The following is a 21,302-nucleotide window of genomic DNA, read 5'->3' on the forward strand; positions in this document are numbered from 1 at the left end:
ACCGCTTTCGCGGGCAAGCCCGCTCCCACATTTGGATCTCTGTACTTCAGATAGAAATGTGTTGCTGTGCTTTTGCCCTGCTTTTGCTTCTACCACTCAGGTCGGCTTTCAGGCCGCCGTGCTCTGCTTTTGATCTTGATCTGACAGGCCCCGTCAACCACGCTGGCCGAACGCAGGCAAGCCAGCCCCCACACGGTTTTCGTGCACTCCATAAAAAAGGCCTCATAAAGAGGCCTTTTTTTATTCCAACTGACTGCTTACGTACGCATCCCGCGCCCGCTCACCAGCAACCGCGCGCAGCCGACATACAGCACCACGGTGGCCACCAGCATGAAGGTGATCGCCACGCTGATCTTGATATCCGACACGCCCAGGATGCCGTAGCGGAAGGCATTGACCATGTGCAACACCGGGTTGGCCAGCGACACGGTCTGCCAAAACGGCGGCAGCAAAGTGATGGAGTAGAACACCCCGCCCAGGTAGGTCAGTGGCGTCAGCACGAAGGTCGGGATGATCGAAATATCATCGAAATTGCGCGCGAACACCGCGTTGATAAAGCCCAGCAGCGAAAAGATCGTCGCCGTCAGCACCACCACCAAAATGGTGACGCCCAGGTGATGCACTTGCAGGTGAGTGAAGAACAGCGACAGCAAGGTCACGATCACGCCCACCATCAAGCCACGCAGCACACCGCCCAGGGTGTAGCCGATCAGGATGGTGTGTGGCGACACCGGCGACACCATCAGTTCTTCGATGGAACGCTGGAATTTGCTGCCGAAAAAGCTGGAGACCACGTTGCCGTAGGAGTTGGTGATCACCGACATCATGATCAGGCCCGGCACGATGTACTCCATGTAAGTGAAGCCACCCATGTCGCCGATCTGGCGGCCAATCAGGTTACCGAAGATCACGAAGTACAGGACCATGGTGATCGCCGGCGGCAGCAGCGTCTGCGGCCAGATCCGGGTAAAGCGCTTCACTTCGCGGTAAACGATGGTCTGCAGCGCGACAAGGTTGGGTTGCAGTTCGGAACTCATACCGCCACCTTCGCCAGATTTTTCTCCACCAGGGACACGAACAACTCCTCAAGGCGATTGGTTTTATTACGCAGGCTCAGCACTTCGATGTTCTGCGCGGCCAATTGGGTGAACAACGCCGTGATGCCCATGGCTTTGTCCACCTGGACTTCCAGGGTATGACCATCGACCAGTCGGCTTGGGTAGCCAAGCAGCTGTGGCGCCACCGACAGGTTGTTTTTCAGGTCGAGCAGGAAGGTTTCCACATGCAGCTGGCCCAGCAGGTTACGCATGCTGGTGTTCTCGACAATGGTGCCGTGGTCGATGATGCCGATGTTGCGGCACAGCTGCTCAGCCTCTTCCAGGTAATGGGTGGTGAGGATGATGGTGATGCCCTTCTCGTTCAGCTCGGTGAGGAAGGTCCACATCGAGCGACGCAACTCAATGTCCACACCTGCGGTGGGCTCGTCGAGGATCAGCAGGCGCGGTTCGTGCACCAGCGCACGGGCGATCATCAGGCGGCGCTTCATGCCGCCGGACAGCGAACGCGAAGGCACGTCGCGCTTGTCCCACAGGCCCAGCTGGGTCAGGTACTGCTCGGCGCGCTCCTTGGCGACTTTCGCCGGGATGCCGTAATAGCCAGCCTGGGTCACGACGATGTCGAACGTCTTTTCGAACTGGTTGAAGTTGAATTCCTGGGGCACTACGCCGATGGAACGCTTGAGCGCCGCCGGGGATTTGTCCAGGTCATGACCAAAGATATTCACCGTGCCGCTGGTCTTGTTGACCAAGGTGGAGAGGATACCGATGGTGGTGGATTTGCCGGCGCCGTTAGGGCCAAGCAAAGCGAAGAAGTCACCTTCAGCAACATCCAGATCGATACCACTCAGGGCCTGGAAACCGTTGCCGTAGGTTTTGGTTAGCTGCCGGATGGACAGAGCGGAACTCATATCGGAATACGCACCAAAGAAGGGAATAGAAACAGTAGATGAGGGCGCAGCCCAGGTAGTTCAACGGCGGCGCATGACAGGCATGGTGCTTGCCCGCGCCGCACAAGTACAGTCACCCGTATTAATAGTGGGTATTAAGTCAACGCGGTCATCACCGCTTTACGGTACGCCGGCCGTTGCTGCAGACGGTGATACCAGGCCTCTAGATGGGGCATCGAAGGCCGTTCGATGGGCATTTCGAACCAGGCATAAATAAAGCTGCCGAGCGGGATATCGCCCATGCCAATTTCGTTGCCCGACAGGTAAGGCTGCTCTGCCAGGGCTTTATCCACGGTGCTCAATGCGTCGATACAGGCCTGGCGCCCGGCATTGATGCTGTCCCAGTTCTGTTTTTCCGGCGGGGTGCGCAGGATGCCCCAGAACACCGCCTTGAACGGTTCGGCGAGGGTCGAGGTGGTCCAGTCCATCCACTTCTCGGCATTGGCCCGGGCTTGCAGGTCGCTTGGGTACCAGCTCGACGCCTGCCTGGCGCAGAGATAACGCACGACGGTGTTGGACTCCCACAGCACAAAGTCGCCATCTTCGATCATCGGCACCCGGCCATTGGGGTTCAGCGCGCGGTATTGCGGTGTATCGACCACACCAAATGCCCCGCCCGCATCAATTGCTTCATAGTCCAGGCCGAGTTCCTCGGCGCACCACAGTGCTTTCCTGACGTTTGATGAATTTTTACGACCCCAGATTTTCAGCATGACCGCGCCTTATCGTTGATGAACATGGCTTGATGAACGCAGCAGCATACGCCGGTTCAGGCGCGGCTTAAATCGCTCTGCATGTCCCCCAGCAGGGTCGGCATGTCCTCGGCAAACAGGTGCGGGTAACACTGCTGAATATGCGCGAAGAAAAACCCCTCCGGCACGTCGGAAAACTGCCCGTGGTCCCGCACGTACTCCATCGAGCGCCGGCCCTGGCGGTTGAAGGCGTGAAACACGCTGTCGTTGATCCCATCGAATTCCAGCGGCGGTACATCAAACACCTCGCACAGCTGCTGGTTGAACGCCGGCGTGGCCTTGACCCAACGGCCACGCAGGTACAACTCGGTGTAGCCGTGCATGGCGAACACATCGCTTTTGAGCAGCGCGATCAGGCGCGGTGTCGAGAGGTGATTGCGCACGTCCGCCAGGCCGATGCGTGCCGGGATGCCGCAGTGGCGGGCACAGGCGGCCAGCAGGGTGGCCTTGGGCACGCAATAGCTCTCACCGGCCGCGAGGGCAAAGCTGGCGCTCAAGGTGCCTGGGTCGCGGCTGAAGGTGTAAGGGTTGTAGCGAATCGCCTCACGCACGGCGTAATAAAGACTGACTGCCTGGTCACGTAAATCCGCGCTCGGGCCGCGATGTTTTTCGGCGAACTCCACCACCGCAGGGTGGTCACTATCGATGAAGCGGCTGGGACTCAGGTACGTATCCATGCGCGTTATCTCCGAAGGAAGCCTTGAGTCTAACGACTGGTCTGGCACAGAGATAACGACGATTCGGCCAAATGTCGGCGCCTGGTGGTCGGTGCTTCGCGTACAACTCGTTACACCCTGATCACCGCGCTTATTCGGATGCAGACTAAGCTCCATGGTGGTTTCGCCCCTGGTTTCACGGAGGATTGAATATGCTGTTGTTGTGGATACTGGTTCTGGTGGTCGGCATTGCCTACTTGGCACACCGCCGCACCGCGCCCCTGCCCGCCCTGGGCGTGGTCGCCGTTTACCTGCTGGCGATGGGTGCCTGGAGCCACGCACCGGGTTGGCTGCTGCTGATCTTCTGGGTATTGATCGCCGCCGTGGCCCTGCCCTTGCTGCTGCCCGACCTGCGTCGTCAATACTTCACCAAGCCGCTGTTCAGCTGGTTCCAGAAAGTCCTGCCGCCGATGTCCGAGACTGAGCGCGACGCGATTGATGCCGGCACCGTGTGGTGGGATGGCGAACTGTTCAGCGGCCGCCCCGATTGGGACAAGTTGCTGGCCTACCCCAAGGCGCAACTGACCGAAGAAGAACAGGCCTTCATCGACGGTCCCACCGAAGAACTCTGCGCGATGGTCAGCGACTGGGAAATCGGCCAGGCCATGGACCTGCCGCCCGCCGCCTGGGAGCACATCAAGACCCACGGCTTCTTCGCCCTGATCATTCCCAAGGAATACGGCGGCAAGGGTTTCTCGGCCTATGCCCACTCGCAGGTCGCGATGAAACTCGCCACCCGCAGCGGCGACCTGGCATCCACCGTGATGGTGCCCAACTCCCTCGGCCCGGCCGAGCTGCTGCTGCATTACGGCACCGACGAGCAACGCAACCACTACCTGCCGCGCCTGGCGCGGGGCGATGACATCCCATGCTTTGCGCTGACGGGCCCACTGGCCGGCTCCGACGCCGGCGCCATGCCCGACACCGGCGTGATCTGCAAAGGTGAATGGGAAGGCAAGGAAACCCTTGGCCTGCGCCTGAACTGGGAAAAACGCTACATCACCCTCGGCCCGGTCGCGACCCTGCTGGGGCTGGCGTTCAAGGCACATGACCCGGACCACCTGCTGGGCGATAAAGAAGACTTGGGCATCAGCCTGGCGCTGATCCCCACCGACACCCCCGGCGTCGAAATCGGCCGTCGTCACTTGCCGCTGGGCGCTGCGTTCATGAACGGCCCCAACTCCGGCAAAGACGTGTTCATCCCCCTGGAATTCCTCATCGGTGGCCAGGAAATGCTCGGCAAGGGCTGGATGATGCTGATGAACTGCCTGTCGGTGGGCCGTTCGATCTCCCTGCCTGCGGTCGGTACCGGTGCGGCCAAGTTCACCAGCCTGGTAACGGGCCAATATGCCCAGGTGCGTGAGCAGTTCAACGTGCCGCTGTCGGCGTTCGAAGGTATCCAGGAAGCCCTGGCGCGCATCGGCGGCAACGCCTGGCTGATGGACAGCGCACGCATGCTTACCGCCAATGCAGTCGACCTGGGGGAGAAACCCTCGGTGCTGTCGGCCATTCTCAAGTACCACCTCACCGAGCGCGGCCGCGAATGCATCAGCCACGCCATGGACGTGCACGGCGGCAAGGGCATCATCATGGGCCCGAACAACTACCTGGGCCGTAACTGGCAAGGCGCACCGATCTTCATCACCGTGGAAGGCGCGAATATTCTTTCGCGCAACCTGATGATCTTTGGCCAAGGCGCGATTCGCTGCCATCCGTTCGTGCTCAAGGAAATGGCCCTGGCCGGCCGCGAAGACCGCGATCAGGCGTTGAAGGAATTCGACGGCCTGCTGATGCAACACATCGGTTTCGCCGTCAGCAACGCCGCCAGTACGCTGGTCCTGAACCTGGGCGTAGGTCACTTCGAGAAAGCGCCGGGCAACCGCCTGAGCCAGGGTTACTTCCGCGCACTGAACCGTCAGGCTGCTGCGTTCGCCCTGCTCGCTGACTTGAGCATGATGCTGCTGGGCGGCGAGTTGAAACGTCGCGAACGCCTGTCGGCACGCCTGGGCGACGTACTGAGCCACATGTACCTGGCGTCGGCAGCGCTCAAGCGTTACCACGACCTGGATTCGCCGGACCATCTGGAACCGCTGTTCGCCTGGGCCATGGAAGAAAGCCTTGGCGAGTCGGAGCGTGCGCTGGATGAGCTGCTGAGCAACTTCCCTAACAGGGTGCTCGGTTGCCTGCTGCGGGTCATCGTGTTCCCGTTCGGGCGCCGCCACACCGGGCCTTCCGATGCACTGGACGCCGAGGTGGCCGCGGTGATTGGTCGTGCCAAAGGCGACCCGACCCTCGAAGAGCTGCTGGCGGGCTGCTACCGCCCGCAATCGGCAGAAGACCCGGTCGGCGCCCTGCAACACGCTTACGACCTGCTCGGTGCCAGCCACCCGCTGCAGAAAAAACTCCACGCGGCGCTCAAAAGCGGTCAGGTCAAACCTAACGCTGGCGAACACGCCATCGACACCGCCCTGCACGCCGGCGTGCTGCAACCGGGCGAAGCGCAAACCCTGCGCGACGCCGAAGCTGCACGGCGCAAGGTGATCGACGTGGATGATTTCAGCAAGGAAGAGCTGACCCAGGCTGAGGGTAAAGTCCGCTGATACCAGCGGTCATATAAAAACGGGCGCTTGAGCTATATACTCTCGCGCCCGTTTTTGCTTTAGAGGACTTATCTCGTGTCCAACGTCGTTGCCGATCATCTCGTCTTGCTCGACCACTTGCGCAGCATCCTGGTTGCCGTCGGCGAAGCCGAACAGGTGCCCGAGGAAAGCCACACCCTGTTTCTGGAGCGCTTCGACGAATTGCGCGCCCTGCTGCCAATCGACCCGATCGAGAGCCAGTACCTGGGCCAGGACCTGATGAGCCAAGTCATCCTGCGCTACCCGCAGATCGCCCACCTGGTGCCGCGCGACCTGCTGTGGTTTTTTGGCGGTGATTGCCTGCACTTCATGCCGGATGAAGAACTGGACCTGTACCAAGCCCTGGAAGAGCGTCGCTTCGAGGCCGAACAGAACGACGAACCGTTCGACTGGAACCAGGAAAAGCAGCTGCTGGCCATGCCGCAAGACCAGAGCAAGCACTGATCTGCAGGCCACAACCGAACTAAATGTGGGAGCGGGCTTGCTCGCGAATACGGCGGATCAGTCAACATGTTTGGCGACTGACACACCGCATTCGCGAGCAAGCCCGCTCCCACCTTTTAACCGCGTTCCCTACCTTCGACGCAGTGTCGGTTCGCGTGCCATACACTCGACCAGATAATCGATAAACACCCGCAACTTCGGCGGCAGATACCGCGTCGGCGAATGCAGCAACCACGCCTCGCCATGATAAGAGGCAATAAAATCCCACGCCGGCAACACCTGCACCAAACGCCCCTCCTCCAACGCATGCCGCGCAGTGAAGTACGGCAAGCTGCCAATGCCCACATGCTGCAACACCGCATCCAGCCGGACCCCGGTGTGATTCGCCGCATACCGTCCGCGCACGCCGACCGTCACCGCTTTGCCGCCCTGGCGGAATTTCCAGCGCGAATCGCCCGGGGTCTCGCCCAGGTAAATGCAACTGTGTTCGAGCAAATCATGCGGATGGCCCGGCGTGCCGTGCTCGGCCAGGTACTGCGGCGTCGCGCACAGCAAATGTTCGATGGGCAACAATTGTCGGCCGACCAACCCGGGCGGTGGGCTGTCGGTGATGCGGATACTCAGGTCGACATTGTCATCGATCAAGTCCACATGCCGGTCTTCAAGAATCAGCTGCACATTCACTTTGGGACAGCGGCGCAAGAACTCCGGCATGTGCGGATGCACGACGAATCGCCCGACCGCCTTGGGCACGCTGACCCGCACCAGCCCTTCGGCTTCATGGGTAAACTGGCCGCTGATTTCCATTACCGAACGCGCCGCGTTGACCATTTCCTGGCAACGCTTGAACACCTCTTCGCCCCCCTCGCTCAGGCGCAATTTGCGTGTAGTGCGTTGCAGCAACCGCGTGGCCAGGGCCTGTTCGAGGCGCGAAATACTGCGGCTCACCGCCGAGGGTGAAACGCTCAGTTGCCGCGCGGCTTCAGAGAAGCTGCCGGTTTCCACGACTTTGACGAAAATCGCCATTTCACCCAGCAGGGGCAGAGGAAGATTGATGCTCATGACGCACAGGTCCATTGATAATTGAACGGATTATCACCTATCTACGCACTATTTATACTGCCCGTAGAACCCTGATGCGGATGTAGATGATGACCGAGCGCCTGTTTTTTACCCATGACCACCTGACCGCCGAGCTTGAAGTGCTGGCCTGTACGCCGCACGAGGACCAGTTTGCCGTCACGCTGCAGTCAACCCTCTTCCACCCGCAGGGCGGCGGGCAACCGTTCGACACCGGTTGGCTCGGCGACAGCCAGGTGGTGCGCGTCACCCAGGAGGCCGATCGCGTCGTGCACTATGTTGACCGCCCTGTGGCGCCCGGCCCGATCACCGCACGGGTCGATGAACAGCGCCGCGCCTTGTACACGCGCCTGCATTCGGCCGGGCATCTGATCGGCAATGCCGGGGAAAGCTTGGGCTGGATGCCGATCAAAGCCCATCACTGGCCGGGCGAATGCAAAATCACCTTTATCCGTGGACAAGCGGCGCAAGCCGTTGACGCCGAGGCGTTTCAAACGCAGATCAACCAATGGATCGCCGAGGACCACGCGCGCCAGATGACGCTGGAAGATGGCACCCGCAAAGTCGGCTTCGGCAAATTGCCCGCTTATGCGTGTGGCGGCACCCATGTGCAAGCCTTGAGCGAACTGGGCCACGTCACGATCCTGGCCCTGTCGGAGAAAAAGGGCGCGCTGTCGGTGCGTTACAGCCTCGACTAAAATTCCAGCGACAGGGCCGCTTGTGGCGAGCGGGCTTGCCCCGCGTTGGGGCGCGAAGCGGCCCCAATACAGTCACCGCATTTTTTCAGAAAGAGGTAATTGTCAGGCTTTGGGGGCTGCTTCGCAGCCCAACGCGGGGCAAGCCCGCTCGCCACAGCAAGCCGCTCGCCACACCCAACCTGCACACACCCCACTGCATCAAACCGCAATCGCCCCCGCCCTCCCCGGCTCCACCACAAACGATTTGAGCGTCGACACCGTCGCCGCCGGGTCACGTGGGTCAGTGATCACCCGGAAGTTCGTCAGCATCTTCGACGCCTCAAGCTTCACCGACACGTACCCACGCTGGCGACTGTCGAAGAACTTCACGTGCGGATTGAGCGGCAAGATCTGGCTGAAGGCTTCAAAGGGCGGGCCATCGGAGGTGACCGAGCTGCCAACGAACTCGGTGGCAACGATGGGCGAGTCCGGATTGTTGCCGTCGGCATGCAGGTCGGTGGTCCAGAACGAATGGATATCACCGCCCCAGAACACCGGGTTCTTGACCTGATTGCGCGTGATGGACGCCAGCATGCGTGAGCGGTTGGCCATGTAGCCGTCCCAGCCATCGGTCCAATGCCCGACCTGATGGCTGGTCAGATCGCGCTGGATCAGCGGCGCCACCAGCAAGTCCTGGGCGATGACATTCCACTGCGCTTTCGACTGGGCAAAACCCTGGTCGAGCCAGGCTTCCTGTTGCCAGCCAAGCATCGTGCGGCCGGGGTCGCGCAGGCCCTTGCAGGTGTTGGCGGCGATATGCCCCTGGTGACTGCCGTTAGCCTGAATACACGGCTGCTCGGAGCGGTATTGGCGGCCATCAAGCACATGAAAACGCGCCAGCCGACCATAATCGAGGCGCCGGTAAATGCGCATGTCCGGCCCTTTCGGCACACTGCTGACACGCAGTGGCATATGTTCGTAAAACGCCTGGTACGCCACCGCTCGTTGCCTTAAAAACTGCTCAACCGGAATCTTCGGGTCCTGGGACCAGCGGTTGGCGTAGTCATTCTGCACCTCATGGTCGTCCCACGTGGCCACGCTGGGTGCTGCCGCGTGCAAAGCCTGCAGGTCCGGGTCGGTTTTATACAGCGCGTAGCGGTTGCGGTAGTCACTCAGGCTCACGGCATTGCCGCTGCCGTGCGGGCGGATGATCTTGCCTGAGTCCGCTGCATACGAGCTGTCGTAGATGTAATCGCCGAGAAAAAACACCAGATCGGGTTGCTCCGCCGCCAGGTGACGGTAGGCGCTGAAGTAGCCGCGCTCCCAGTGCGAGCAGGAGACAAACCCCACGGTGGCCGCCGCCATGGCGTGCAGCGGCGGCGCGGTACGTGCCTGGCCCACCGGGCTCTGTGCGCCGAGGCCGTCGAACTGATACCAATACGGCCTGCCCGCTTCCAACCCGGCAACCTCGACATGCACCGAATGGGCAAACCGCTCAGTCGCCATGACATCGCCTTGCTTGACGATACGCGTCATCGCCGCGTCACTGGCCACGCGCCAACGCACCGGCACGGCGCGGCTCAACCCGCCGCGCCCGTCCGCAGCATTGAACAGCGGCGCCAGGCGCGTCCAGATCACAAAGCCATCCGGCAACGGGTCGCCGGAGGCCACGCCGAGGGTGAACGGGTAATCCACACCGGCGCTGCGCGCAAACGGGCTTAAGATCGAAAACGCGGTGGCAACCGCCAGACCGCTCAGTACGCGGCGCCGATCAGCGTCCACGCCGCCCTTCACAACGCACGCTCCCAGTCGTCACGCACGCTGGCGAATCCCAGCAAGTCCTCATACACGCCATTCTTGAGAAACGCTTCGCGCATGCAGCCCTCATAGCGCAAGCCGATTTTCTGCATGACCCGCGCCGATTCCTGGTTGCGACCAAAACACTGGCTGCCCACCCGCTGCAACCCCAGTTCGGTGAAGCCGAAGTCTATCACTGCACGCGCCGCTTCTGCGGCGTAGCCCGCGTTGCGACGATGGGCCGCCACCCAGTAACCAAGGTGACCATAGTGATGACGGGCGTTGATCCGCAGGCTGACCATGCCGATCAATTCACCGGTTTCGCGCAGGTGCATGCCCAGGCCCAGCAGTCCGCCCGCACGGTATTTTTCCTGCATCTGCGCGATAAACGTCTGCGCGACTTCCAAGGTGTACGGCGACGGAATGTTCGCGGTGTTGTCGGCAATGGTGGGCTCGTTGACGAGGCTGAAAAGTATCTCGGCCTGGCTCATTTCCAGCGCCTGCAATAGAAGTCGTGGTGTGGATATTTGAGGCAGTGCAGTCGGCATACGGGGCAGCCCTCGAGGTAAATTCTTTCAGAATGTACGCCCTTCGTGTCAGTTTCATTACGTCATGAAACCGCAAGGCAAAACGCCTGAAAGACTCGTCCTAGAGCCTTCAAAACGTCAATTAAAGTTAACCATTCGGTCATTTTTGGTTGTTAGCGTGTCGCCCCTAATTCAATGACGGGGCAACAGAATGAGAACCTGGGATGAACCCAAGAAACGCAAGGCGCACATCGAGCTGATCCCGATGATCGACGTGATGATGTTCCTCCTGGTGTTTTTCGTACTGGTGAGTTTGAACGTGATTCCGGCACTCGGCATGAAGACTCAACTGCCCAGCGCCAGCAGCTCGCAGCAACTCAAGCCGCAGAACAAATTCATCCTCACCCTGGGCCTGCAAGGCCAGCTGCAACTCGATGGCAAGGACCTCACGGTCGACGCCCTGGTCCCTGCGCTGAAAGCCGCTGAAAAGCCCGATACCAAGTCGACCATCATCGTCAACAGCGACAAAGGCGTGGAAGTTGCGCGCCTGGTGGAAGTCATGGACACCCTGCGCCTGGGTGGCTTTACCTCCGTGTCCATCGCCACGCGTAAGTCCTGATCATGTATGCCCTGTTTCGTGCGCGTCGGCTGCTGGGCAGTGTCCCGGCCCTGATCGCCCTGGTGCTGATTGCACTGGGTATCCAGTCCCAACCCCTGAAAATCCAGCCGCAGTATGACGAGTCGGCGGTTGAACTTGCCCTGGTCGAGCCCGAGCCCGAAGTGGTCCCCGAGCCCGTGGTGGAGCAGGAGCCACCGCCGCCGATAATCGAGGATGAAGAGGCCGAACCGGCCCCGCCGCCACCACCGCCCAAACCCTTGCCAAAACCTGAACCCAAACCCAAGCCGGTGGTCGCCGCCAAACCGACGCCAACGCCAGCGCCAGTGGCGCCGGTCGCCGCCAAACCGGTACAGGCCGCCGTTGCGCCGACACCTGCGCCACCTGCCCCGCCGGCGCCACCCAAAGTAGATGGCCAGGCACTGGAAGGCGGCTACCTCAAAGGCCTGCGCAACGAGTTGGACACGTACAAGCAATACCCCACCGGGCGCCAGGCGTCTCTCGAACGCCCAAGTGGCGAGGTGGTGGTCTGGTTGATGGTGGACCGACAAGGCCGCGTGCTCGATGCCGGAATCCAGACCCCGGCGCCGAGCATGCTGCTCAACCGAGCCGCTACCAATAGCCTGCGTCGCATCAAGCAGGTCAAGCCGTTCCCCGAACAAGCCTTCGGTGGACGTAACGAGCAACGCTTCACCGCCACCTTCAACTACAGCGTGCAATAAGCACCCGACACCAGGACGACAGTGATGAGGTTCACCCGTATTCATCTGGCACTCGTTGCCGCGACTAGCATGAGCCACGCAGTGGTCATGGCCGATACCAATGACAGTGACGTCGGCACGATTGGAATACAGGGGGGCAAGGCAACCGCGGGGGGCGGTTACATGGTCCAGGAAGAGAGCGCCAAGGGCCGCTCGACCATCACCAAGGAAGCGCTGGACAAGCAAACCGCCACCGGCAACGCCATCGACAAGCTCAAGTACACGCCGGGCCTGAACATTTCCAGTGAGGACAACACCGGTCTGTCGGGCTTTCGCTTCACCATGCGCGGCATGAACTCCGACCAGGTCGGCATGTCGGTCGACGGCATGCCGATCAACGACTCCGGCAACTACGCGCTGTATTCCAACCTGCTGGGCGATCCGGAAAACATCGATCAGATCTTCGTCACCCAGGGCTCGTCGGAAGCCGACGGCCCGCATATCGGTTCCAGCGGCGGCAACATCGGCATTGTGACCATCCGCCCGACCAAGGAAACCGGTGCCTTCGTTAAACAAGTGGTGGGCAGCAATGCCACGCGCAAGACCTTTGCGCGGCTCAATACCGGCGAAGTCAACGGCCTGAGCAACTGGCTGTCGGCCTCGCACACCGAAGGCCAGATGTGGCGTGGCTCGGGCGCGGTGCGTGCGGACAAGGTGGAGTGGAACAGCTTTTTCGACGCCGGCAACGGCAACACCGCCAACCTGATCCTCAAGTACCACGAGCAGGACAACAACAGTTACAGCCAGCTGACCAAGGCGCAGTTCCAGCAGTTCGGCCGCAAATATGACCCGTACCCGGCCAAGCCGGCGCTGGGCGCCAATGGCAAGATCAGCAGCTACTACGACTTGGCGCAGAACCCGTTCCAGACCTTTACCGCCGTGCTCAACACCCAGTACAAGCTGAGCGACAACCTGGCGCTGTCGGTGATCCCGTATTACTACTACGGCAACGGCAGTGGCGTGGGCTCCTCCGCTTATGCGCTCAACAGCGGCTCGAACAAGGGCGGCGTTTTCGACCTCGGCAACCTGCCAACGCAGGCCCAGTACAACGCCGACGGTTCGTCCACCACGGGCGTCTACTACCGCCCTTCGCGCACACAGACCTGGCGCCCTGGCATCACCACCAAACTCAACTGGGACCTGGGTGATCACAGCCTGCAATTCGGCTACTGGTACGAACGCGCGCGCCAAAGCCAGACCCAGCCGTTCATTGCCCTCAAAAACAGCGGCAAGCCCAGCGACACCTGGCCGGATGGCGACTCGGTGGTCGATGCCAACGGCAATACCGTACAGGGCCGCGATCGCTACACCGTGACGCCGGCGCAAAAAGTCTGGGCCCAGGACACCTGGTACATCAATTCGGACTGGACCCTGATCGCCGGCCTTGCCTACATGAACGTCGAGCGCGAAGGCACCAACCACGGCAGCCTCACCGAGCAACCGGGCAAAGCTGACCAGACCTACAACAAGTTGCTGCCCAATGCCGGCCTGAAATACCAGCTCGACGAGCGTGATCAGCTGTTCTACAGCCTGTCGCGCAACATGCGCATTCCGCAGAACTACGTGCTGTACGACAAAGGCGTCGGCTCGCTGGACTCCAAGCCGGAACTGAGCTGGAACCAGGAACTGGGCTGGCGCTACACCGGCGAAGACATGACCCTCGCCGCCACCTTGTTCTACATGCAGTTCAAGAACCGCCAGCTCACGTCCCTGGACAGCAACGGGGACTCGGCCGACATCAACGCCGGCACCGTGATCAACAAAGGCCTGGAATTGGAGTGGAGCGGCAAGCTGGCGCACAACTTCAATTACTACACCTCCTACACCTACACCAGCTCCAAGCAGCAGGACGACCTGACCGTCTTCAGCGCCGGCAGACCGATCGTATTGCCCACCAGCGGCAAGCAGTTCGCCAACGTGCCGACCAATATGCTGGCGGCCAACGTCGGCTATGACGACGGGCGCTTCTACGGCACCTTCGGCGGCAAGTTCACCAGCAAACTTTATGGCGACCTGACCAACGACGAAGCCATCTCTGCGCGCACCATTTTCAACCTCGGCGCAGGTATCTACCTGCCCGTGGACAAGAAAGTCGTCAAGGACGCGACCCTGCGCCTGAACGTCGACAACCTGTTCGACAAGAAGTACCTGGACGGCGTGTACACCACCAAAACCAACGCGGCGAGCTACAGCGGTTTCCGCGATGGCGACCCGGCCTACATCGTTGGCCTGGACCGTACCGTCACTGTTTCCCTGGAAGCGAATTTCTAACTGCGAGGCTATAGATCATGGACATGAACCTGCTTCACGACATCACCTTTTATGTGATGTACGCCGCCATGGCGATTGCGATTTTCATCACCATCGAACGCGGTATTTACTTCGCCTACGTGCGCCGCCAGGCGCGGGCCTTGACTGAGGTGCTGGGCGCCAATGTGCACAGCGAGCGCGACTTGCCGCAAAGCCTGCCCCGTCGCGACAGCCTGCCACTGAACATGGTGCTGCCGGTGCTGGCGCAAAAGGCTTCTCAGGGTTCGCGCAAGGACCTGGACGACGAAATCGAAACCCAGTACCTGAAGACCCGCGCGCCGCTGTCGCGCAGCCTGTGGATCATCGAGACCATCACCACCGCCGCGCCGCTGCTCGGCCTGTTGGGCACCATCCTGGGCATCATCGACACCTTCAAGGCGCTGGCCAGTGCCGGCGTGTCCGACCCAGGCCAGATCTCCGGTGGCATCGGGACGGCGTTGTTCGCCACCGGCTTGGGCATCGCCATCGCGCTGTTCTGCGTGGTGTTCCACAACTTCTTCCAGGACAGCCTGGAGCGCATCAACGACCAGCTGAAAATCCTGCTGATCCGCGCCGCCACCGGTGCCCGCGTACACAATGAAGTGCCGCACCTGGTGCCCACGCCACTGCACAGCCGCACGGCGTGACCATTGGGCGGGCGCGCAATGCGCCCGCCATTCTTTTTGTCCGGTGAGACGTGTATGTCCCTATCGATAAAGTTGCGTATCGCAGGCCTCGCTGGCTTGCTCCTCAGTCCGCTGGCCCAGGCGGACTTTTCAATTCCAGGCTTTGAACTGGTGCACACCGTGCCGGTGGATACCACGCTGGGCACGGCCGATTTGCGCCAGCCGGGGCCGGTGTGGATCGCGTTGTTTGATGGCGCAAAAAACAGCATTGATATCGGCCAGTTCTACGCCGCCGACCATCCCGGTTCGGTGATGGACAAGGTCATTGAACACCTGGAAGCCGCCGGCAAACGTGGTGTGAAGATTCGCTTTTTGCTTGAGGAAAAAGGCCTTCGGCTGTCGGAGGTTTCTACCCTGGAGCGCTTGCGCGCAATTCCCAACCTGACCTTTCGCGTGCTCTCGTACGGGCAACTGAGCGGCGGGATTATCCACGCCAAGTACATGGTGGTGGACGGCAGGCAGGCGTTTATCGGCAGCCAGAATTTCGATTGGCGCTCGCTGGAACATATCCACGAGACCGGTTTGCGCATCAGTGATGCCACCGTGGTCAACCAGGTGCAGGCGATCTTCAATCAGGACTGGCAGGCCCAGGCCGCGCTTGCAGATAAGCAAGCCGTGCCGCTGCCGGCTGCGGGCCAGGAGCCGGCACGCACCGGCAACTATCTGGTGGCCAGCCCGCAACGCTACAACCCGCCCGGCGTAGGCGATTCACAGCTGGAACTGCCGCGCCTGTTGAGCGAGGCCAAGAAAGAAGTGCGCGTGCAACTGCTCGACTACGCGCCGCTGTCCTACGGGCCGGACCGAACCCGCCCCTACTACGCGGTGATCGACAACGCCGTGCGCGCCGCCGCCGCGCGTGGGGTGTCAATCAAGCTGATGGTGTCCAACTGGAACACCGACTCGCTGGAACTGCCCTACCTCAAAAGCCTGGCCGTGCTGCCCAACGTTGAGGTCAAAATCGTCACCCTGCCGCAGGCCAAGCAAGGGTTTATCCCTTACGCGCGAGTGATCCACAGCAAGACCATGGAAGTTGACGGGCAAGTAGCATGGATCGGCACCAGCAACTGGCTGGGCGGGTACCTGGATAACTCGCGCAACCTGGAAGTGGTGATGCATGACGCGTCGATGGCCAAGCGGGTGGGCGAGCTGCATGCGCAATTGTGGGATGGGCCGTATGCCAAGGCACTGGATGTCGTGGCGCAGTACCCGGATCCGCATCCTGGCAAGCCTTGAGCTGAACTCGGTTCTTCCTGCGCAAAAAAACAATGTGGGAGCGGGCTTGCCCGCGATAGCGGAGTGTCAGTTAACGCAGGCGCTGGCAGACACACCGCCTTCGCGGGCAAGCCCGCTCCCACATTTGAATTTTGGTGGCTCAAATTGGAAGTGGTGATGCATGCGCAATTGTGGGATGGGCCGTATGCCAAGGCACTGGCTGTAGCGGAGCAGTATCCGGACCCGCATCCTGGCAAGCCTTGAGCTGAACTCGGTTCTTCCTACGCAAAAAAACAATGTGGGAGCGGGCTTGCCCGCGATAGCGGCGTGTCAGTCAACATAGACGCTGGCTGACACTCCGCCTTCGCGGGCAAGCCCGCTCCCACATTTGATGCTTGATGGCTCAACTACCGAGGTAGGACATTTCCCTCATCCGGGTCTCCCCTACCACTCCTTGGTGATGGTAGTGTGTGAAATTGTTTCTGACATTTCGATCAGAAATTTTCCCACTCCTCTTTTGCAAAGGAATGCCTCTAGTCATGCACTTCCCACTGAAAAAACTGGTGGCTGCCACCCTGTTCGCGGCCAGCTTCTCGGCCATTGCCACACCCGCATTCGCCAACATCAGCGCTGAACAAAGCGCGACCATTATCAAACATTTCAGCGAAACCCCAGCCACCGATTTCCGTGGTTTCCTCGGCACCCTGGCCAAGAGCGACCTGGCGAAAACCGATGATGTCGGCCCGGCCATCGACGCCTTCCTGGCCAACAAAACCCTGACCGCCGACCAGCAGAACGAAATCAACCGCCTGCTGGGTATTTACACCCGCGTTAAATACGGCAAAGCCGCGCTCGAAACCCTGCGCGAGCTGGTCGAAATTCCAACCTTCAACGTCGACGGCCTGCCGCAGTACAAAAACCCGGAATTCCTCAAGATCGCCGACAAGATCCAGAGCCTGGCCAAAGCCTTCAACCTGAACTTCCGCAACATCGACAACCGCGTGTACGAAATTTCGCTGGAAGGCAGCGGCGATGAAGTCGTCGGCATTCACGCCCACGCCGACGTGGTGCCAGTAACCCCGGAAAACTGGGTGCTCAAGGACGGTACCAAGCTCGACCCGTTCAAGGTCACGCTGATTGGCGATCGCATGTATGGCCGCGGCACCGAGGATGACAAAAACGGCATAGTGGTCGCCCTGTACGCCATGAAGGTGATCAAGGAAGAGAAGCTGCCGCTGGCGCGCAACTTCAAGCTGTTGGTGGACACCACTGAAGAAACCATGGGCGACGCGATCCCCTATTACTTCGAACACAACCCGGTGCCGCAATACAACCTGGCGCTGGATGGCGGCTACCCGGTCGTGATTGCCGAGAAAGGCTACGGCACCGTCATGGCGAGCTTCCCGGTGCGCAAAGGCACTGGCAAAGGCGCGGAAATTATCTCGATGACCGGCGGCATGGCCACCAACCAGATTCCGTCGGCCTCGGTCGCCACCCTGCTCAGCGACAAGCCTGCTGAACTGGCCGCCAGCCTGCAGAAAGCCGGTGCTGACTACGTCAAGCAAAATGGCGGCAATTTCGACGTAACGGCCAAGGTGGTCGGCAAAGAGGTCAAGTTGACGCTCACCGGTGTGTCGGCGCACTCCTCCGAGCCGGAAGCGGGCGTCAACCCGGTCGCACGCATGCTGGAGTTGATCCACAGCATTGACGGCAAGATCGCGCTGAAGCACAACCACATCACCGACGCTGCACACTATGCGGCTGACAACTGGGGCCTGGATTACCTGGGCGGCAAGTTGGGTGTGGGCTTCTCCGATGCGTTCATGGGGCCGCTGACCACCTCGCTGACGTTTGTCGGCCAGGATGACAAAGCCTTCAAGCTGGCGGTGAACCTGCGCATCCCCAAAGGCAAATTGCCGGAGGTGCTCAAAACTGAAATCGAAGAGAAAATCAGCGCCTGGGACAAGCACACCAACGTGGCGATGAACGTCACCTACTCGGTGGCCGAGCCGATGTACCGCAACCCTGAAGGTGAGTGGGTGAAAGCCCTGTTGGCGGTGGCCAGCGAAAACCTCGGTATGGAGCACACGTTCGGCACGTCGGCCGGCGCTACCTCTGTACACGAACTGCCCAATGGCGTGCAATTCGGCCTGGCGAAGCCGGACGTGAAGTACACCGGGCACACCGACGGTGAGTTCAAGACCGTCGAGCAGTTCTTGCTGGACCTGCAGATCGTCACGGAAATGATGGGCCGTGTGGGGCAACTGCCGAAGCTCTGATACGCGAAGGTAAACACCACAACGCCGATCAAGATTGATCGGCGTTGTGGTTAAACAGGTCGGGCTTGCGGCCTAAAACATATCCATCGCATTGCACAGCTTGGCCTTCTCCACTGGCACGTTCTCTGATTTGCCCGTCGGGTTCAGGCGCTGCAACGCAATCAGGCACTGGCCACCGTCCAGCAGGATCAGCTCGTAATCCTCCCCGCCCTTGGGGGTGAAGTGAAAGCTTTGCCTGCAGTTATAGGCATTGCCGCCAGACACATAGCCTTCACTCTGGAAGTTCATGGCAAAAGGCTTGTTTGCCGGCACCTTCAGTTCGCTACGTGCCGAGCCTTGCGCCTCCACCCGGCGGTTGCTCTCGGGCATGCCCAGGCTGTGGCCATTATTCTGACCCGCAAAGCCGGATTCGGACACGGCCATCACCCCGGCGCCAGGCACACGCCAGTCGATGCAATCACGGCCCGGCACACCACGCGCCATGCCATTGGTGATCACGCGCAAGCGTGCGGTATCCCCTGCTGTGGGTTCAACATAGGGCGTGTTGTAAGCACGGATATTGGAAATATTGCCGCAGCCACTCACGGCCACGGCCAGGCCGGCTATCAGAAACGCTCTCATGGAAATCCTTTTTTTGAGGCCTAACGGCAGTGATAAGGGCTTTCGCTGCGCAGTTCTTCGCCGGTCCGGGCATCGCGAATGATCACCGTCGCCCCCGGCGCATTGAGGCAGAACGCATTACGTATGGGGTAAATGTTATGGCCCTCGGCGGTGAACGTGCCGAGCTTGGTTAACGGGGCGCCGGAGGCGTCCTGAGCCGTCACGGTGTATTCACCCGACATGGTCAGACAGCCGCTTAGTAACAGCGCCAAGGTGGCGCAGATGGCATTTTTCACAGGTGATGTCCCTATCGTATTGAGTACAACGTGCCAAAACGAGCCAGAGACTCCCTTGGCCGGAAAAACACTTCCATTTCGCGTCTTTGTGAAATTTTCCTGCCGCGCATCAAGCACCAGAACGGCACTTGAGCAGCAAGAATCGCCTTGATGGCCAATGGCTGTATGAGCGGACAACGCTCACAAAGTTCATGCAAAACAGGGAAATGGCCTACCAGGCTTCGCAACCCGCGGCCATGGCGGGCTGCGCTGTAGCCCTTCAAGCCTCAAGCATCAGGATATCTTCAAAGAACCCGCCGACCGGCTCGGTGGGGTGGCAGAGCTGGATCTCCAGCACCCACACCATTTCACTCGGCGTGATCTCAAGCGCGGCCAACTCCTGGTTGCCGAACAAGGCGTGGGGGAAATCCGCAATACGGTGGCCGGCCAGGTTGCGCGACAACCGCCAGCCCTTGGAAACGGCCCGTTCCTCGGCAAAGTCATAGAGTTCACAGCCGGTCAGGCCACGCATCCAGGCCTCGCGGGTTTCATCGAACACTTCATGCAAGACCTTGAAGCAATCGCGGTGCAGCGCTGACTCGCCGAAGACGAAGGTGTCGCCATAGTCGCCCTCATAGCCGTCCCACACCGGGCCGAGGTCGACCACCACGATATCGGTGGCACGCAGCGTGCGCAGTGGGTCAATGCCTTCCCTGGGCGGGCGAACCGTGTCGTCGCCAAAACGAATGTAAGTCGGATGCCAGGTGTGCGAGGCACCCATGGCCTGCAATTGCGCGGCAGCCATGTCGAGGGCCTCCCCGGTGGTCATGCCGACTTTGAGCTGGCTGGCAATCGCTGCCAGGGCGCGGATGGTTTTTTCACGGGCGGCGAGCATGCCGTCCAGCGAGTACCGAGGGCCGACTTTTTCCCAGGTTTCATCCAGTCCATTGAGCAACGTGTCGGCGCTCGACTGGCCACTGGGCACAAACGCTTCGGCGACAAAACGATGGCTCGGCAAACCCGCTTCCAGGCAATCGGCACGCGCCTGGCTGATCATGCCGCCGTTACCGCAGGCATACACCTGAACCGCCTCCCAACGGTGCCCATGGCTGAGCGCCACTTCCTGCACCCTGCCCTGCGCCGCCAATACCGGGTGCCAGTGAAAACGCGGGTGGTCGATGACCGCCTGATCCAGAAATACGCGGTCGTAAAAGTCTGCCGCGTGCGCGCCGCCCCAGTAAAACGTCACCTCCACATCCTGCTTCAACGCGCTCAGCAGGATCGGTTTGATACCCGCGTAGCCGGTGCCTGTGGCGAACAGCACCACAGGCGCATCGTCATCGTCCTGCCAGGTGCAGGCACCAAAAGGCCCCTCCAGCGTCAACAGATCGCCAGCCTCAAGGCTGTCCAGGAGGGTCTCGGAAAAAAGCCCGCCGCGCACCCGGCGAATCTGAAACACCAGGCGCCCATCGCCGTCGGCCGGCAGGTTGGCGATCGAGAAACAGCGCGAGTCGCCATCGACCAGGCGGAACTTGAGGTACTGGCCCGGCCGCACGGCCAACGGCCTGTCCGGCATCACCACCAACTCAATGATGTCGGGGCTCAGGGCACGCTTGCTCAGCACCGTCGCCTCGACCACCAGCGCAGGTGTGTCCAGCGACCAACCGGGAATCTCCAGGCGCATGTCGGCGCAGGCGTGGCTTTGGCACAAGAGCATTTCATTCGCTGCCAGCGGGTAGCACGGCGCGGGCGCGCCCGGCGCCAGCTGCTTGGCGCGGTAATGGCCTTGCGTGACCACCACCTTGCACGAACCACAGGCGCCGCGCCGGCACGAGAACGGCACAGACAGGCCGCTGGCGAGCATCGCGTCCAGCAACAGCTCATCGCCGGCTTCAAAAGTTTTCCCTGAGGGGGAAAGTTCGATGACATGGCGTGTGTTCATAAGCA

The 21,302-nt window shown here is 60.8% G+C and carries 19 protein-coding genes; 9 read left to right on the top strand and 10 right to left on the bottom strand.

Going from position 1 to position 21,302, the window contains the following annotated elements; all coding sequences use genetic code 11:
* Window positions 1-257: 257 nt before the first annotated feature.
* The 4 genes from ACM530_RS00485 to ACM530_RS00500 form a co-directional block, all read right to left on the bottom strand.
* Window positions 258-1,037: an ABC transporter permease gene (locus ACM530_RS00485; protein ID WP_058420148.1), complete on the bottom strand. Its 780-nt coding sequence runs from the start codon at window positions 1,035-1,037 to the stop codon at window positions 258-260.
* Window positions 1,034-1,966: an ABC transporter ATP-binding protein gene (locus ACM530_RS00490; protein WP_145166060.1), complete on the bottom strand. Its 933-nt coding sequence runs from the start codon at window positions 1,964-1,966 to the stop codon at window positions 1,034-1,036. The genes ACM530_RS00485 and ACM530_RS00490 overlap by 4 nt, the downstream gene beginning before the upstream one ends.
* Window positions 1,967-2,100: 134 nt before the next feature.
* Entirely contained in the window at window positions 2,101-2,718 is a 618-nt protein-coding gene (locus ACM530_RS00495) for a glutathione S-transferase (RefSeq protein WP_416364043.1), read from the bottom strand.
* 56 nt (window positions 2,719-2,774) lie between these two features.
* Window positions 2,775-3,434 carry a transglutaminase-like domain-containing protein gene (locus ACM530_RS00500; RefSeq protein WP_119735554.1) on the bottom strand — a complete coding sequence of 220 codons (660 nt, stop codon included), beginning with the start codon at window positions 3,432-3,434 and terminating at the stop codon, window positions 2,775-2,777.
* Between the two features lie 191 nt (window positions 3,435-3,625).
* On the opposite strand from ACM530_RS00500, the gene ACM530_RS00505 reads away from it, so the two are divergent.
* Together ACM530_RS00505 and ACM530_RS00510 are read left to right on the top strand one after the other, a co-directional pair.
* Entirely contained in the window at window positions 3,626-6,073 is a 2,448-nt protein-coding gene (locus ACM530_RS00505) for an acyl-CoA dehydrogenase (protein WP_416364044.1), read from the top strand.
* Window positions 6,074-6,148: 75 nt separating this feature from the next.
* Window positions 6,149-6,556 carry a PA2817 family protein gene (locus ACM530_RS00510; protein ID WP_010567536.1) on the top strand — a complete coding sequence of 136 codons (408 nt, stop codon included), beginning with the start codon at window positions 6,149-6,151 and terminating at the stop codon, window positions 6,554-6,556.
* A gap of 129 nt (window positions 6,557-6,685) precedes the next feature.
* Here the strand turns inward: ACM530_RS00510 and ACM530_RS00515 are convergent, their stop codons facing one another.
* The gene (locus ACM530_RS00515; RefSeq protein ID WP_416364045.1) at window positions 6,686-7,618 is read right to left on the bottom strand and encodes a LysR family transcriptional regulator; all 933 of its coding nucleotides are present in this window, start codon (window positions 7,616-7,618) and stop codon (window positions 6,686-6,688) included.
* Window positions 7,619-7,707: 89 nt separating this feature from the next.
* On the opposite strand from ACM530_RS00515, the gene ACM530_RS00520 reads away from it, so the two are divergent.
* Window positions 7,708-8,334, top strand: a complete 627-nt coding sequence (locus tag ACM530_RS00520) for an alanyl-tRNA editing protein (RefSeq protein WP_416364046.1) — start codon at window positions 7,708-7,710, stop codon at window positions 8,332-8,334.
* Between the two features lie 198 nt (window positions 8,335-8,532).
* Here ACM530_RS00520 and ACM530_RS00525 read toward each other — a convergent pair whose 3' ends face one another.
* Window positions 8,533-10,107 (bottom strand): alkaline phosphatase D family protein, encoded by a 1,575-nt coding sequence (locus tag ACM530_RS00525; protein ID WP_416364047.1) that lies wholly within the window; start codon window positions 10,105-10,107, stop codon window positions 8,533-8,535.
* Window positions 10,104-10,658, bottom strand: a complete 555-nt coding sequence (locus ACM530_RS00530) for a GNAT family N-acetyltransferase (protein ID WP_416364048.1) — start codon at window positions 10,656-10,658, stop codon at window positions 10,104-10,106. Before ACM530_RS00530 ends, ACM530_RS00525 begins: the two co-directional genes overlap by 4 nt.
* Before the next feature lie 190 nt (window positions 10,659-10,848).
* Between ACM530_RS00530 and ACM530_RS00535 the strand changes: the two genes are divergently transcribed.
* From ACM530_RS00535 to ACM530_RS00560, 6 genes are all read left to right on the top strand, one after another.
* A complete protein-coding gene (locus ACM530_RS00535) occupies window positions 10,849-11,256 on the top strand; it encodes an ExbD/TolR family protein (protein WP_145166068.1) in 408 nt (135 codons plus the stop codon).
* 2 nt (window positions 11,257-11,258) lie between these two features.
* Entirely contained in the window at window positions 11,259-11,975 is a 717-nt protein-coding gene (locus tag ACM530_RS00540; RefSeq protein WP_416364049.1) for an energy transducer TonB family protein, read from the top strand.
* 24 nt (window positions 11,976-11,999) lie between these two features.
* Window positions 12,000-14,285 (top strand): TonB-dependent receptor, encoded by a 2,286-nt coding sequence (locus ACM530_RS00545; protein ID WP_145166070.1) that lies wholly within the window; start codon window positions 12,000-12,002, stop codon window positions 14,283-14,285.
* 17 nt (window positions 14,286-14,302) lie between these two features.
* Window positions 14,303-14,950 carry a MotA/TolQ/ExbB proton channel family protein gene (locus ACM530_RS00550; protein ID WP_262206872.1) on the top strand — a complete coding sequence of 216 codons (648 nt, stop codon included), beginning with the start codon at window positions 14,303-14,305 and terminating at the stop codon, window positions 14,948-14,950.
* 54 nt (window positions 14,951-15,004) lie between these two features.
* The gene (locus ACM530_RS00555; RefSeq protein ID WP_416364050.1) at window positions 15,005-16,222 is read left to right on the top strand and encodes a phospholipase D-like domain-containing protein; all 1,218 of its coding nucleotides are present in this window, start codon (window positions 15,005-15,007) and stop codon (window positions 16,220-16,222) included.
* 518 nt (window positions 16,223-16,740) lie between these two features.
* Window positions 16,741-18,480, top strand: a complete 1,740-nt coding sequence (locus ACM530_RS00560; RefSeq protein WP_416364051.1) for a dipeptidase — start codon at window positions 16,741-16,743, stop codon at window positions 18,478-18,480.
* Between the two features lie 72 nt (window positions 18,481-18,552).
* Here the strand turns inward: ACM530_RS00560 and ACM530_RS00565 are convergent, their stop codons facing one another.
* From ACM530_RS00565 to ACM530_RS00575, 3 genes are all read right to left on the bottom strand, one after another.
* Window positions 18,553-19,101, bottom strand: a complete 549-nt coding sequence (locus ACM530_RS00565) for a hypothetical protein (protein ID WP_416364052.1) — start codon at window positions 19,099-19,101, stop codon at window positions 18,553-18,555.
* A gap of 20 nt (window positions 19,102-19,121) precedes the next feature.
* Window positions 19,122-19,376 carry a hypothetical protein gene (locus tag ACM530_RS00570; protein ID WP_404487462.1) on the bottom strand — a complete coding sequence of 85 codons (255 nt, stop codon included), beginning with the start codon at window positions 19,374-19,376 and terminating at the stop codon, window positions 19,122-19,124.
* Window positions 19,377-19,635: 259 nt separating this feature from the next.
* Window positions 19,636-21,297: a M24 family metallopeptidase gene (locus tag ACM530_RS00575; protein ID WP_416364053.1), complete on the bottom strand. Its 1,662-nt coding sequence runs from the start codon at window positions 21,295-21,297 to the stop codon at window positions 19,636-19,638.
* Window positions 21,298-21,302 lie beyond the last annotated feature (5 nt).

This window comes from Pseudomonas sp. NFX183 (assembly GCF_047943075.1).
Lineage (GTDB): Bacteria > Pseudomonadota > Gammaproteobacteria > Pseudomonadales > Pseudomonadaceae > Aquipseudomonas.